This is a genomic window from Aeromonas sp. 97A, from assembly GCF_051919185.1.
In the GTDB taxonomy this organism is placed as follows: domain Bacteria; phylum Pseudomonadota; class Gammaproteobacteria; order Enterobacterales; family Aeromonadaceae; genus Aeromonas; species Aeromonas veronii.
In genome coordinates this window covers 3,599,197-3,613,742 of sequence record NZ_JBQBFF010000001.1, presented here as the reverse complement: position 1 = coordinate 3,613,742, position 14,546 = coordinate 3,599,197, and the positions used below count along the sequence as shown (strand labels likewise).

The 14,546-nt window shown below is 58.2% G+C and carries 11 protein-coding genes and 1 pseudogene; 3 read left to right on the top strand and 9 right to left on the bottom strand.

The window, feature by feature from the left end; all coding sequences use genetic code 11:
• Nucleotides 1–248 precede the first annotated feature (248 nt).
• Nucleotides 249–2,693, top strand: a complete 2,445-nt coding sequence (locus ACTG27_RS16400; protein ID WP_439979973.1) for a VolA/Pla-1 family phospholipase — start codon at nucleotides 249–251, stop codon at nucleotides 2,691–2,693.
• A gap of 65 nt (nucleotides 2,694–2,758) precedes the next feature.
• On the opposite strand, the gene glpG is transcribed toward ACTG27_RS16400, so the two are convergent.
• The 7 genes from glpG to ACTG27_RS16365 form a co-directional block, all read right to left on the bottom strand.
• Complete coding sequence (glpG, locus tag ACTG27_RS16395; protein WP_021229252.1) at nucleotides 2,759–3,592, bottom strand: rhomboid family intramembrane serine protease GlpG; 834 nt, start codon at nucleotides 3,590–3,592, stop codon at nucleotides 2,759–2,761.
• Nucleotides 3,589–3,912 carry a thiosulfate sulfurtransferase GlpE gene (gene glpE, locus ACTG27_RS16390; RefSeq protein ID WP_005355913.1) on the bottom strand — a complete coding sequence of 108 codons (324 nt, stop codon included), beginning with the start codon at nucleotides 3,910–3,912 and terminating at the stop codon, nucleotides 3,589–3,591. The genes glpG and glpE overlap by 4 nt, the downstream gene beginning before the upstream one ends.
• A 122-nt stretch (nucleotides 3,913–4,034) precedes the next feature.
• Entirely contained in the window at nucleotides 4,035–4,736 is a 702-nt protein-coding gene (locus ACTG27_RS16385; RefSeq protein ID WP_323895864.1) for an ABC transporter ATP-binding protein, read from the bottom strand.
• A 10-nt stretch (nucleotides 4,737–4,746) separates the two neighbouring features.
• Entirely contained in the window at nucleotides 4,747–5,520 is a 774-nt protein-coding gene (gene livG / locus ACTG27_RS16380; protein WP_005339435.1) for a high-affinity branched-chain amino acid ABC transporter ATP-binding protein LivG, read from the bottom strand.
• The gene (locus ACTG27_RS16375) at nucleotides 5,517–6,785 is read right to left on the bottom strand and encodes a high-affinity branched-chain amino acid ABC transporter permease LivM (protein ID WP_421279399.1); all 1,269 of its coding nucleotides are present in this window, start codon (nucleotides 6,783–6,785) and stop codon (nucleotides 5,517–5,519) included. The genes livG and ACTG27_RS16375 overlap by 4 nt, the downstream gene beginning before the upstream one ends.
• Nucleotides 6,786–6,867: 82 nt before the next feature.
• Entirely contained in the window at nucleotides 6,868–7,794 is a 927-nt protein-coding gene (gene livH / locus ACTG27_RS16370; RefSeq protein WP_005339439.1) for a high-affinity branched-chain amino acid ABC transporter permease LivH, read from the bottom strand.
• Between the two features lie 66 nt (nucleotides 7,795–7,860).
• A complete protein-coding gene (locus tag ACTG27_RS16365) occupies nucleotides 7,861–8,982 on the bottom strand; it encodes a branched-chain amino acid ABC transporter substrate-binding protein (protein WP_043825924.1) in 1,122 nt (373 codons plus the stop codon).
• Between the two features lie 434 nt (nucleotides 8,983–9,416).
• Here ACTG27_RS16365 and ACTG27_RS16360 point away from each other — a divergent pair, with 434 nt between their 5' ends.
• A complete protein-coding gene (locus tag ACTG27_RS16360; RefSeq protein ID WP_005355925.1) occupies nucleotides 9,417–10,421 on the top strand; it encodes a substrate-binding domain-containing protein in 1,005 nt (334 codons plus the stop codon).
• A gap of 64 nt (nucleotides 10,422–10,485) precedes the next feature.
• Here the strand turns inward: ACTG27_RS16360 and ACTG27_RS16355 are convergent.
• A pseudogene (locus tag ACTG27_RS16355) lies at nucleotides 10,486–11,809 on the bottom strand (6-phospho-alpha-glucosidase).
• Nucleotides 11,806–13,395, bottom strand: a complete 1,590-nt coding sequence (locus ACTG27_RS16350) for an alpha-glucoside-specific PTS transporter subunit IIBC (RefSeq protein ID WP_439980528.1) — start codon at nucleotides 13,393–13,395, stop codon at nucleotides 11,806–11,808. The pseudogene ACTG27_RS16355 and the gene ACTG27_RS16350 overlap by 4 nt, the downstream one beginning before the upstream one ends.
• 282 nt (nucleotides 13,396–13,677) lie before the next feature.
• Between ACTG27_RS16350 and ACTG27_RS16345 the strand changes: the two genes are divergently transcribed.
• Nucleotides 13,678–14,382, top strand: coding sequence for a GntR family transcriptional regulator (locus ACTG27_RS16345; protein WP_439979972.1), 705 nt, complete (start codon nucleotides 13,678–13,680; stop codon nucleotides 14,380–14,382).
• Nucleotides 14,383–14,546: the final 164 nt, after the last annotated feature.

Here is a 14,546-nt window from a genome sequence, read left to right as displayed (position 1 = left end):
CCGAGATCGCGGCGGCTTTTTAGTCGTGATGGTGCCCGCTGGCTGGTCGGGTCTGGTGATGGGGCCACAACTGCTACCCTTGCGCCCCTTTGTTAACCTGAAACCATGACATGCACCACAAAGCTGAGCCAGAACTGTCCGGCATGAGTCTTATTTGGTGTTGGTTTTATGTTAACGTTTTGCAGTCGAGGTCGTGATGACCCCGTTGGCTTGTGATGGATAACAACCTTATAAAAAGAGAATAAAAAATGAAGAAGAAGCTAATTTATGCAGCTGTTGTCAGCGCCCTGCTGGCCGGATGTGGTGGAGATGACAACAAGGGAGACACCACCAGCTCCCTCGACTACGTCCTGAGTGGTGCCAACGGGGTGCGCCCGAGCGTGCTGGCCCCCCGTGCCAGCGACGGTACCCTGAAGTTTTCGACAGAAACTGCGGATCTGTCGAACCCGGTATCTGCCCTCTCCACTCTCGATGGCTGGTCAACCACCCAACCGGTCCAGCTGGTACCGGCGACCGTGACCGGTGTCTCTGTGCCGGCACCGGCGGCCAGCGAGTATGCCTCTGCCGTTGCGCCCCTCTACCTGCTCGAGCTCACGCTGGATCCTGATACTCTGCAACCCAACGGAGTCAAGGGCGGCAAGCCACTGGTTTATGGGACCGACTTTGTGGTCACCGGCGGGGACGGCAAGCTTAATCTGGTTCCGCTCAAGCCGCTCAATCCCTCTTCTTACTACATGATCGTGGCGACCGATGCCCTCAAGGACAGTCGTGGCACTCCGCTCAAGGCGGGCGGAGATTACAGCAGCTTCAAATCGACAGCTGGCGCAACCACTCAGGAGCAGACCATCAACAGCCTGATCTCGCTGCAGGAAGGTCTGTTCAAAGCGGCCACCGGGATCACCAGCGATCGGGTGATCTTCTCCGACTGGTTTGCCACCCAATCTGGTGCCGATGTGCTGCTGGCAGTGAAAAGTGCCGCCGCTTCGGTGCTGAAGAGCCCGAGCCTGGACGCCGCGGCGCTGTGGAAACAGGATGCCAAGGGCAGCACCAGCCTGCCAGCAACCTATACCATCAACGGTCTTAATGGCGGGGTGGATTTTCTGACCCAGCTGGCGAATGAGCCATTTTTGCCGCAGAAAGATCGTGATGCGATTGCTGCCGCTGTGGCGGCTAATACCACCCTAAACGGAGTTGCAGCGGTGACCAAGGTGTATACCGGTACCGTCAAGCTCCCTTACTTCCTCTCTACTCCAGCGATAGCCGGCTCCTGGGACAAGGCTAAGACCCAATCCTGGCACGGCGCCATTCCCAGCCTCTATGCCATCGCCAACGCGCTGAAAGCGGGCGATAGCGAGGTGATCGGTGGACTGGTCGGGGCGGGCGTGGACCCGGCATTGCTGGGTGAGCTGATCGCCGACCCGAGCCGTCAGAGTGAACTGCTGACCGAGGCAAGCAAGCTGATCGGGGTGACCCTCACCTCTGGTGGCAAGCCGCTGGATGCCGAGCGCAATATCGGCCGTTTCAACCCGTTGCCGACCCTGAGCGAAGTACAATCGGTACCGCTGCGGATCTTCGCCGCTGCACCGCTCAATACAATTACCGATGTGATCATCTATCAACACGGGGTTACCTCCATTAAGGAGAACGCCTATGCGCTGGCGCTGGGCCAGATTGGTGCTGGTCTGCAAGTCACACCAACAGCCAAAAATGTCGCTGTGGTAGTGATCGATCATCCGCTGCACGGCGAGCGTGGTTATGCCCTGAGCAACAGCATGGCGACGGTGACCACATCGGAGAACCCGCTCCCCTATCTGAACCTCAACTATCTGACGGTGGCGCGGGACAATCTGAAACAGAGCGTGGCGGATCTGCTGGGACTGCGACTGGCTGTCGGTCTGGCCAACACCCAGGGATTGGGTGGCCAATTGGGTGGTGCCGGTCTGAAAGTTCACTTCCTCGGTCACTCACTCGGTGCCATTACCGGGGCCAATCTGCTGGCTGTCGCCAACCAGACCACCGGCAGTGCTCAGGCTGATGCCCTGTTCAAGTTCGATACCGGTGGTCTGGCGATGCCGGGTGGCGGCATCGCGCCGTTGTTGCTCAACTCGCCGAGCTTCGGGCCGACCATCAAGATGAGCGTGCTTACCTCGGGCAGTCCGGCGCTGAAAGCGGGCTTTACCGCCTATGCACCGAATTGCAAAACGGCTGCCGCCACTTGCTTCGTCAACGAGTTCCTGCCCAGTCTGGATGCGGCCACGCAGGCGGGTGCGGCGAGCACCTTGCAGAGCTATACCTTTGCCGCACAGTCAGTGCTGGACTCTGCGGACCCGATCAATCTGGGCAGTGGCGTCCCCAAGAGCTTCCCGCTGTTCGCCACCGAAATTGTGGGTGATGGTGCGCTCAATCTGCCGGATCAGGTGATCCCCAACAGCATCGCCTCTGCGCCGCTGGGTGGCACCGAGCTGCTGTTCCGGGTGCTGGGTTTGCAAGAGCTGAAGGGTTCCGGCGTGCTCCCGGCGGGTCACCATGCTGCGCGCTTCCTGAAAGGGGGCCATAGCTCGCTGCTGGCCCCTGACGAGAACTTCGATCCGGCTGGTGCGGTCACCACCGAGACCCAGACCCAGTTCGCCAGCTTCTTTATGAGTGGCGGTGCGGCGGTCAAGGTGACTGACGACACCCTGATCAAGCAGTAACTGCCCATCGCGTAAAAAACGCCGCCCCTCGGGGCGACGTTCTCGTTTCTGCGGCTGCTGAAAAATCAGGTCGGCTGGTGGTTGCGATCCAGCCAGCCTTGCAGCAGGCCGACCAGCAGACCGGTCAGGTGGGCGATGTTGGCGGTGCTGGTGCCGAGCATGTCGAAGAAGCCGAGCACCATCCAGAACAGCATAAAGCCCATCAGTGCCGGTGGCAGAGTGAGGCCGCAGGCCGGTTGCAGCTTGCTGCGCAGCCAGCAGTAGCCGAGCAGGGCATAGACCACGCCGGAGAGGCCGCCAAACAGCGGGCCGCTGGCAAAGAACTCGGCGATATTGGGCAGGGCGGCGCCCACCAGCAGCAGGATCAGCAGCTTGCCGCTGCCAAGGCGCTGCTCGATCTGGCCGCCGAGATACCACCACCAGAGCAAGTTGAACACCAGATGGAGCACCGAGAAGTGGATCAGGGCGGGGGTGAAATAACGCCACGCCTGCCAGTCGGTGAACTGGGCCAGCGTCGGGTGGAATGCCAGTTGATCAAAAATGGGCAGGCCGATGGCCTCGATCCCGTAGATGGCGAGACAGGCGATGATGACCACCAGCGTCAGTGGCCCCGCCTGATGGAGGAAATCGGTGATGGGGTCCGTCATCCCCTTGCTGTAGTCGATGCGGGCATCGGCGCGGCCGGATTGCCAGGAGGCTTCCATATAGCGCGGGTGGCCCGGCTCGGCCAGAAAGCGCTTCACCTCCAGCTGGGCCTGGGCGAGGCGTAGCTCGTCCGCCAGCCAGATGGTGACCCCCAGCTCGGACTGGGTCAGCTCGCAGGAGATCCCCAGGGTCGCCAGATAGTCCACCAGCGCCTGCGCCATGCGGGCGTTGTCGAGTACCAGCAGCTGGATCATGCCTCGCCTGCCTCGATGGGAAACTCCCGGCGCCACGCCTCGAAGCCGCCATCCAGACTGTAGACCTCGTCATAGCCCTGTTGCAGCAGGTATTGGGCGGCCCCCTGACTGCTGTTGCCGTGATAGCACATCACGATGACCGGGGTATCGAAATCCACTTCATTCATAAAGCGCACCAGGGTGCCGTTGGTGAGGTGGAAGGCGCCGACCGCGTGGGCCGCTTCAAAGGATTGCGGGTCGCGAATATCCACCAGACGGGCTTCACCCGCGCTCAGTTTCTGGTGGGCATCATGGGCATTGATATGGGCAAACTGGTCCATCGGGATGTCCTGCGAATAGGTTGATTACGGGCCAGTGTACCGCAAGCTTGGGCGCAAACTAACCCCACAAAAGATAAGGGAGCCAGCGGCTCCCTTGTCGATATGGCATGCGGGTCAGTGAGTTAACCGCCCAGATAGGCCTGCCGCACCGCCGGGTTGGCCAGCAGGGCGGCGCCCGTGTCTTGCAGCACCACGTGGCCGTTCTCCAGCACATAGCCGCGATCGGCCAGCTTGAGCGCCTGGTTGGCGTTCTGCTCCACCAGAAAGATGGTCATCCCCTTCTGCCGCAACTGTTCGATGGTGTCGAAGATCTGCTGGATGACGATGGGGGCCAGCCCCAGCGAGGGTTCATCCAGCAGCAGCAGGCGCGGTTTGCTCATCAGGGCACGGCCGATGGCCAGCATCTGCTGCTCGCCGCCGGACATGGTTCCTGCGCGCTGCTCCAGTCGCTCATGCAGGCGCGGGAACAGGGTGAACACCTGATCCAGCAGGCCATGCTGCTCGGACTTGTCGACGAAGAAGGCGCCCATCAGCAGGTTCTCCTCCACCGTCAGGCGGGCGAAGATGCGACGCCCCTCCGGCACCACGGCGATATCTTTGCGCATGATGCGGGCTGTGGTGAGGGAGCTGATCTGTTCCCCCTCAAACCAGATGGAGCCGCTGCTGGGCTTGGGTTCGCCGCAGAGGGTCATCAGCAGGGTGGTTTTGCCCGCGCCGTTGGCACCGATCAGGGTGACGATTTCCCCCTCTTTCACCTCGACGCTGACATCGTGCAGTGCCTGAATTTTGCCGTAGTGGGTCGATACGTTGCGAAGTTCTAACATCTTGTTTTCCTTACGACTCGCCCAGATAGGCCTTGATCACTGCCGGGTTGTTACGGATCTCATCCGGCTTGCCATGGGCCAGCGGGGTGCCCTGGCTGACCACGAAGATGCGGTTGGAGATGCCCATCACCAGCTTCATATCGTGCTCGATCAGCAGCACCGAGACCCCGAATTCGTCCCGCAGGCTCATGATGAGCTCGTCCAGCTCGTCGGTCTCCTTCGGGTTGAGGCCGGCGGCCGGTTCGTCCAGCATCAGCAGCTCGGGACGGGTCGCCATGCAGCGGGCGATCTCGAGGCGGCGCTGCTGACCGTAGGCCAGGTTGCCGGCAGCGCGGTTGGCGAGATCTTTTAGCCCCACTTTATCCAGCCAGAAGGCGGCCCGCTCCAGCCCCTCTTGCTCGGCACGGCGGAAGGCCGGGGTCTTGAACAGGCCGGCGATAAAGCTGGTGTTGAGGTGCTGGTGCTGGGCAACCAGCAGGTTTTCCACCGCCGTCATCTCCTTGAACAGCCGCACGTGCTGGAAGGTACGCACAATCCCCTTGCGGGCGATGAGGTGGCCGGGCAGCCCCTGGATCTCTTCACCCTTGTAGCGGATGGTGCCGCCGCTCGGACAGTAGAAACCGGTCAGGCAGTTGAAGATGGTGGTTTTGCCCGCGCCGTTGGGGCCGATGATGGAGATCACCTCGCCCTTGTCGATATCCAGTTTTACCCCGTTGACGGCCAGCAGGCCCCCGAAGCGCATCGACAAATCAGAGACTTCCATTAACTTCTGATGTGTACTCATTTCTTCAACTCCAGATGCGGACGGGTCATCGGCAGCAATCCTTGTGGCCGCCAGATCATCATGAACACCATCAAGAGGCCGAACATCAGCATGCGGTACTCGTTGAATTCGCGGGCCAGCTCCGGCAGCACCGTCATCACGATGGCAGCCAGCACCACCCCGATCTGGGAGCCCATACCACCCAGCACCACAATCGCCAGCACAATGGCCGACTCGATAAAGACGAAGGATTCCGGGCTGATAAAGCCCTGCCGGGAGGCAAAGAAGCTGCCGGCAAAGCCCGCGAAGGTAGCGCCTATGGTGAAGGCGGTCAACTTGATGATGGTGGGGTTGAGCCCCAGCGATTTGCAGGCGATTTCGTCCTCCCGCAGCGCTTCCCAGGCGCGGCCCAGTGGCATCCGCAGCAGGCGGTTGATGACGAACAGGGTCACCACCACCAGCACCAGTGCCATCAGGTAGAGGAAGATCACTTTGTGGTTGGCGTTGTAGGTAATGCCGAAGAAGTTGTGGAAGGTATCAAAGCCCCCATCCTTGACGGTGCGGTTGAACTCCAGACCCCCCAGCGTCGGCTTGGGGATGCCGGATATGCCGTTCGGGCCGCCGGTCAGGGTAGTCATATTGTTGAGCAGGATGCGGATGATCTCGCCAAAACCCAGGGTGACGATGGCCAGATAGTCCCCCCGCAGCCGCAGCACCGGGAAACCGAGCAGGAAGCCGAAGGTCGCGGCCATCAGCCCGGCGATGGGCAGGCACTCCCAAAAGCTCAACCCAAAGTAGGTGTTGAGCAGGGCATAGCTGTAGGCGCCGACCGCGTAGAAGCCGACATAGCCGAGATCGAGCAGACCGGCGAGGCCGACCACCACGTTCAGGCCCAGCCCCAGCATGATGTAAATCAGGGTGAGGGTGGCGAGATCGATGGCGCCGCGAGAGGCCATAAAGGGCCAGCTCACCGCGAACAGCAGCACCAGCACGGCGGTGAGGTTATAGAGCTTGGGCGCCTCTTCCGGACTCGGCAGCACCAGCTTGGTGAAGCCGACCGAGAAGCCGCTGATGGAGGCCTGAAACAGCTTGGCGATCTGGCCGCGCAGCATCTGGAACCAGAAAACGAGGGTGGCGCCCCCCAGTAGCCAGGCCAGCGACACATCGAGGCGGCTCATTACCTGCAGGCTGGAGCCATCGGTCTCCAGCTTGAAGCCGAGCAGCCAGAAGGAGAGTACCAGCAGTACCAGGCTGGCGATACAGGCGTGGATAAATTGATGTTTCATCACACTTTCTCCACTTCCGGACGGCCGAGAATGCTGCGTATGGACATAAACAGCAGCACGAGAGCATGCATAAATTGGCGTTTCATACCTTCTCGACCTCCGGACGACCCAGGATGCCAGTAGGCATAAAGAGCAGCACAAAAATGAGCAGGGCAAACGCCATCACATCCTTGTACTCGGTGCTGAGATAACCGGCGGTGAGCGCTTCAACCACGCCGAGCAGCAGGCCGCCCAGTACGGCTCCCGGAATGCTGCCGATACCGCCCAATACAGCGGCAGTGAAGGCCTTCAGACCGGCCATAAAGCCGAGGTAGGGGTTGATGACACCGTAATACATACCGAGCAGCACCCCGGCGACGGCGGCCAGCGCGGCCCCCAGCACGAAGGTGATGGAGATGACCACGTGGGTGTCGATGCCCAGCAGGTTGGCCATCTTGATATCTTCCGAACAGGCGCGGCAGGCGCGGCCCATGCGGGAGCGGCCGATGAACTGGGTCAGCGCCAGCATGGTGATGAAAGTCACCACGAAGATGATCAGCTGCATATAAGAGAGGCTGGCCTGAAAACCATCCTCACCCCCCAGGGTCCAGCCACCGGAGATCAGGCTGGGCATGGCGATATCCCGTGAGCCCTGAGCCATCCGCATCATGTTCTGCAGGAAGATCGACATGCCGATGGCGGAGATGAGGGGGATCAGCCGGTTGCCACCACGCAGTGGCCGGTAGGCGACCCGCTCGATGCTCCAGCCATAGGTGCCGGTGATGATGATACTGACCAGGAAGGCGCCCCCCAGCAGTAGAAAGGTGCTGTCGATGCCCATCATCATGAGCCCCGCCATCACCATAAAAGCGACATAGGAGCCGATCATGTAAACCTCGCCGTGGGCGAAGTTGATCATGCCGATGATGCCATAGACCATTGTGTAGCCAATGGCGATCAACGCATAGGTGCTGCCTATGGTTAATCCGTTCAGCAGTTGCTGAACCAGATAGAGGAGGTGTTCGGACATACTGCGTTCCCTGTACTTGCCCGCAAAGAGAGGAGGGGGTGAGCGTACTCACCCCCGATCGGCAGATTATTTGACTTGGCTGGAAGTACCGTCAGCGTGCCACTGGAACACACCGAATTCGAAGCCTTTCAGGTCACCGTTCGGTGCCCAGGTCAGGGGGCCCATCACGGTATCGATCGGCGCAGCCTTGATGGCGGCGGCAACGGCGGCCGGGTCATCTTCACCCGCCTTGGCGATACCGGCTGCCAGGCTCTGCACCGCGGCATAGGTAGTCCAGACGAACGGGCCGGAGGAGTCCTGACCCTTGGCCTTGAACGCCGCCACCAGCGGGGCGTTGGCAGGCACCAGATCGTATTTGTTCGGCAGGGTCACCAGCAGGCCTTCGGAAGCCGGGCCACCGATGGCGGAGATATCCTTGTTACCCACTCCTTCCGGGCCCATGAACTTGGCTTTCAGCCCCTTCTCGCCAGCTTGACGCAGGATCAGTCCCAGCTCCGGGTGATAGCCGCCGTAGTAGACGAAATCGACGTTCTCTTTCTGCAGTTTGGCGATCAGGGCGGAGAAGTCCTTGTCACCGGCGGTGATCCCTTCAAAGGCCACCACTTTCACGCCAGCCTTGTCGAGCGCAGCTTTGACGCTGGAAGCGATCCCTTCGCCATACTGCTTCTTGTCGTGGATAACGGCGACGCGCTGGGGTTTGACCTGCTCGATGATGTATTTGGCGGCAGTCGGGCCCTGATCGCTATCCAAGCCGATGGTGCGCAGGGTCAGCTGGTAACCGCGCTCGGTGATCTTGGGGTTGGTGGAGGCGGGGGTGACCATCAGGATCCCCTCGTCTTCATAGATGTCGGAGGCGGGCAGGGTGTTGTCGGAGCAGAGGTGACCGACCACGAACTTGACGCCGTCGTTCACCACCTTGTTGGCAACGGCCACCGCCTGTTTGGGATCGCAGGCATCGTCATAGACGACTGCTTCGATCTGCTTGCCATTGATGCCGCCAGCCTTGTTGATCTGCTCTACCGCCATCTTGCCGCCGGTGAACTGCATGTCCCCGTACTGGGCAACCGGGCCGGTAACCGGGCCTGCGATACCTATCTTGATGGTGTCTGCCGCGTGGGCGATGGAGATCGATCCAAACAGAGCCAAAGAAACCGCTGCGCCAACTGTGATTTTGCTCAACTTATGCATTGATTCGTCCCTTAATCAGTGGATTGTTTCATTTCCGTGTGCCATTCCGGATCTACATCCCGTGCATCCGGCTATAGGTATGGTTCTATCATTCCTCACGGGGCAATAACAAGCTGTTAAAGATACTAACCAGAGGGGGTTGGATGGACGGATTTTGAAATAAATGACCTGTTATTTTCGGCTAATCAGAGCTTAATTTTGATTTGTTGACTTAACATCTTGGTAACGAGAGGCGATTCTGACAAACGCCAGAGGATTAATCTGGCGATATTTTACTCTGACAGCGCTCCCATTTTGACCAGAATCCATTTGCGCAAACAGAAATGAGCGCCTAAATTAGCCGGCATTGACAATTCCGTGGCAGAGCTCGTTAAAACCAAGCCTTTATTCGGGAAATCTGCTAATGTTCCGCCTTTGACAGTCAGGAGACAGAGATGGCCACTATCAAGGATGTCGCCTCGCGCGCAGGCGTATCCATCTCCACCGTCTCACATGTGCTCAACCACACTCGGCGGGTCAGCGAAGACGCGACCCAGAAAGTGATTGAGGCGGTGGCAGAACTCAACTACGCGCCCAACTCGGTAGCGCGCAGTCTTAAAATAAATTCGACCAAGACCATTGGCATGCTGGTTACCACCAGCGTAAACCCCTTCTTCGCAGAAGTGGTGCAAGGGGTTGAAGCGTACTGCTTCGAACAGGGCTACAGCCTGATCCTCTGCAACACCGAAAACCAGCCGCCTCGCCAACAGCATTACCTGAGAATGCTGATGGAAAAACGGGTGGATGGACTGCTGGTATTGGGTACCGATATCGACACCCCGTTGCGTGACATGCTGCGCATCCACAAGAACGTGCCGCAGGTGGTACTGGATTGGGGCACGGAGTGCGATTTCGCCAACGTCATCAACGACAACGCCCGCATCGGCGCCCGCATGGCCGTTCGCCATCTGCTGGAGCTGGGGCACCGCGACATCGTCTGCATCACTGGCCAGCTCTCCAAGCCGACCACCCAGCAGCGACTGGACGGGGTACGTGATGCGCTGGGCGAGCACGGTCTGACCCTCAAAGATGAGCAGGTCTTTGAAGGGGATTACGAGAGCCAGAGCGGCTTCGATGCCATGCAGCGCATCCTGGCCCTGCAGCCTCGTCCGACCGCGGTCTTTGCCTTCGACGATCCCATGGCGATCGGCGCGATTTGCGCTGCCTGGGAAGCCGGAGTCAAGGTGCCGGACGATATCTCCATCATCGGCTACGACGATGTGGAGATGGCGCGCTTCTCCAGCCCGCCGCTGACCACCATCCGTCACCCGAAGGCCGAACTGGGCCAGCTGGCGGTGAAGCATCTGGTCAGTCGGATCCGCAACAAGGAGCTGGAAGTGGAATCGATGACGGTACAGCCCGAGCTGATTGTCCGTCGCTCGGTCAAACCGTTGCGTTAATCCGCACCAGTTGCCAAGACGAAAAACCCCCTCTGTCACGAGGGGGTTTTTGTTTATGGGCGGGTTATTTCAGTTCCGGCCAGTAGGCTTTGTTGGCCTCTATCAAGTCATCCAGAATGGACTTGGCCACCGATGCACTGGGCACTGTCTTGGAGAGGGTGATGGCTTGCCACAGTTTCTGGTAAGAGTGCTCAACCCAGGCTTCGACCACCAGTTTCTCGACCGCGACCTGCTGGCCCATCATGCCCTGCTGGAACAGCGGGATGCTGCCCACTTGCAACGGCTCTGGCCCGCTGCTGCCGACCAGGCAGGGGATCTCGACCATGGCTTCCGGGTCAAAGTTGGGGATGGCGCCGCGATTGGGAACGATCAGCAGCATCCGCTCCTGAGTGTTGAAGGCGATGGCGGTTGCCAGGTCAACGATATAGGAGGCGTGTTCATCGATCTCCAGCTCGCCCGCTGCTGAATTGCCTGCCTTGGCGATGTCGGTACAGGCGGTGAAGACCTGCTTCTCGCGGTGCTCCATCACCTCGTTGGCGCGGGTGTGTTCCGGGTTGGAGTGGGCCACCACATAGTCCGGGTAGAGGTAGTACTTCAGATAGGTGTTGGGCAGGGTATCCGGGTCGAGCGCCCATACATCCTTCCTTGGCGAAGGTATCGTTCCAGCTTGCTTCGGCATGGCTGGCGCTATTGGGCACATAGCCGTGGCGGGCGACGTGCTCCTTGATCTTCGGCATCAGGTCGTTACCTTCCAGATCCTCGATGCGGGTCCACCAGCCAAAGTGGTTGAGGCCGTAGTAGCGTACTCGCATCTCTTTGCGGGATTTGAGACCGGCAATCTGGGCCATGCGTCCCTCGATCCCGATCGGCATGTCGCAGATGTTGAGGATTTTGGCGTTGGGACGCAGGCGACGGGTCGCTTCGGCCACAATGGCGGCCGGGTTGGAGTAGTTGAGCATCCAGGCATTGGGTGAGTACTGCTCCATATAGTCGACCAGCTCCAGCACTCCGCCGATGGAGCGCATGCCATAGGCGATACCGCCCGGGCCGCAGGTCTCCTGACCGACCACGCCATGACGCAGCGGGATCTTCTCGTCCAGCTCGCGCATCGGATATTTGCCAACCCGGATATGGGCCATGACGAAATCTACATCGCTAAACGCTGCTTTGGGGTCGGTGCCATAGCTGAAGGCGATCTCGGGAGCCTTCTCTTTCAGCAAGATTTTGCAGGCTTCGGCGATGATCTCCTGACGGGCACCATCGTTGTCGTAGAATTTGATCTCCTTGAGCGGGAAGCGATGTTGATTTTCCAGCAACATCAGAACGATACCAGGAGTAAAAGTGCTGCCACCACCGGCAATGACTACAGAGAATTTTTTCATGATCATGACTCCATTACTAAAGACGATTGTTGATGACTGTTGTTCATAATCGATTCCATATTTTCACGTACCTGAGGTACATACAGACCGATAATTACCTGGATACTATCGCCATGGCGGACGACCCCATGGGCACCCAATTTAATAAACTCCTCATCTGCTGCTGCCAGCTTGCTGTTAACCAACGATATTCTTAAGCGGGTGGCGCAGTTATTCAGACTGCGTATATTTTTGACTCCACCAAGCGCTTCGATAATTTGTGTTGCACTATCACTGCCACGCTGGCTTTTGGCTGCCTGATAATCTGACTTGGAATAAAGCTTTATTTCACTGTCTTCCCGGCCCGGTGTTTTAAGATTGAGCCTGATAATCAGCGCGCGGAATATCAGGAACCAGATGCCGGTAAAGACCAATCCTATAGCGATCTGGGTGAACATCATTCCCGCATGGTTGTGGAACATGGGTATCCAGTTCTGCGGCAGGAACTGGTCGAGCAGACCTCCACCCATGTTGCCGACCACACCAAACAGGTACATCACAGTCGACATGGTGGCTGCCAGCAGGGCGTGGATGGCAAACAGCAGCGGCGAGATGAAGAGGAAAGTGAACTCCAGCGGCTCGGTGATGCCGACCAGAATGGCGGTCAGGGTGGCCGGGATCAGCAGGCCTGCCACCTTGGCCTTGTTCTCTTTGGCTGCCGTGGCATAGATGGCCAAGGCAATCCCCATGGCACCGAAAATCTTCGAGTTGCCATGCAGGGCAAAACCACCCTGAGGGAACTGCTCAATCAGCGGGCGAGTGCTCTGGCTGAACTCCAGCATGTGCTGCGCCCAGTAGAGTTGAATGCCCCCCTCTACTGCCGCTGGGCCGAAGATGAATGGGCCGTAGATAAAGTGATGCAGGCCGGTCGGGATCAAAATCCGCTCGAGGAAGGTGTATACCCACACCCCGACCGGACCCGAGACCAGCATGAAATTCTGCAGGGAGGCGATGCCCATCTGTACTTTTGGCCAGCCAAGCAGGGTCAGCCAGGCGCAGGGGATCATCACGAAGAAGGCGACAATGGTGACAAAGGAGCTGCCCTGAAAGATGCCGAGAAAGACCGGCAGTTGGCGATCAAACAGGCGGTTGTGTAGTGCCGTCACGATGCCGGAGATGACGATGGCCCCTATGATGCTGGTATCCAGGGTTTTGATCCCCGCCACCATGGCGAGGCCACTTTCACCCCCCACATCCTGACTGAAGTCGACCCCGAAATAACTGCCCCAGGTCATGCCCATAGCGTTGATAAAATAGTTCCAGGTCATGAAACTGACCAATACAGCCAGACAGGCTCTGGCTTGTGCCTTATTTGCCAGACCGATTGGCAGGCCAATCGCAAATATAAGCGGCATATTCCTGAATACTGTCCAGCCACCCTCTTCAATAATATGGATGATCTGGAAGAATAATCCCTGTTGGTTTGCCAGTGATTCACCGACAAACATCGGGTTTTTCAGCATAATTGCAATGCCTACTACCATACCTGCAAAAGGAAAAAGCAGTACAGGAGTGAACATTGCTCCGCCAAAACGTTGAATTTGACTGAGCATATATTGTCCCTTGGTTGAAATAGCTAATCGAATCCTTGCCGGTGTTGCCTGATGCAAATTAGCAACGATAAAAAGAGACCTCATGAAATATCTTGGAATAATGTGATCTGACGCATGCAGTTATTTAGACAAAGATGTCTAACTTTTGCGATATTGTTGTACCTCTTGGTTTTGTGATGTTCTTGCAGCTTTAGTTGAAAGTTAAGTTATTGTTTTTAAGCAATTTAGCTACTTGATTCAGAATAAGATGGTTAGCGTTGTGACCACAGGAGATGTCTAGCAGTGATCTATAAATCGGTGGCTGATCGACTCAGGATCAGGGTAAACGGTGCCGAGTGCCGGGTGGGAGATGTGTTGCCGGGCGAAAAAGCGCTGGCAGAACAGTATGGTGTCTCCCGCATGACCATTCGCAAAGCGGTAGACATGTTGATCGAGTGGGGATTGGTCGAGCGGCGCCACGGCAGCGGCACCTATGTGACGAAAAAGGATGTCCAGCATGAGACAAAAGGGCTGAGCGGGTTTACCGAACTGATGCGCGAGCAGGGGCGCACTTTGACCAGCCAGGTATTGGAATTTCACACCATGCCTGCGCCACCGGCCATCGCCAGTCAGCTGAGGGTGAAGGTGAATGAATCCGTCTATTACTCCAGCCGGATCCGCTCGGTGGATGGTCGGGCTCTGCTGCTGGAAGAGAGCTATATGCCGGTCAGACTGTTTCGTAATCTGTCGGTCGCCCATCTGGAAGGGTCCAAATTCGACTACATCGAACGGGAGTGCGGCATCGCGATTGCGGGTAACTATGAGTGCTTCAGTGCCGTGCTGGCGGATCGGGTTACTGCCGAGCTGCTCCATATCGAGCAGGGGACCCCTATCCTGCGGCTCACCTCGCTCTCATACAGCGAGAGCGGAGAGTTCCTCAACTACTCCATCATGTTCCGCAATGGTAACGACTACCATGTCGACTACCACCTGCACCGTTTTCGTTAATCCGTTCGCCAGCCTGCGGGTTGGTTATTGTCTGGATGCAGGGCCTCTCACGAAGCAGGGAATGGCCCTCTATCTGGTGGATATTCCCCCCGTTTGACCCACCTCGCATTTTGCCTGTTAATCGTTTGATCAATATCAACAAAGGGTTAAGTTATGATGGACTC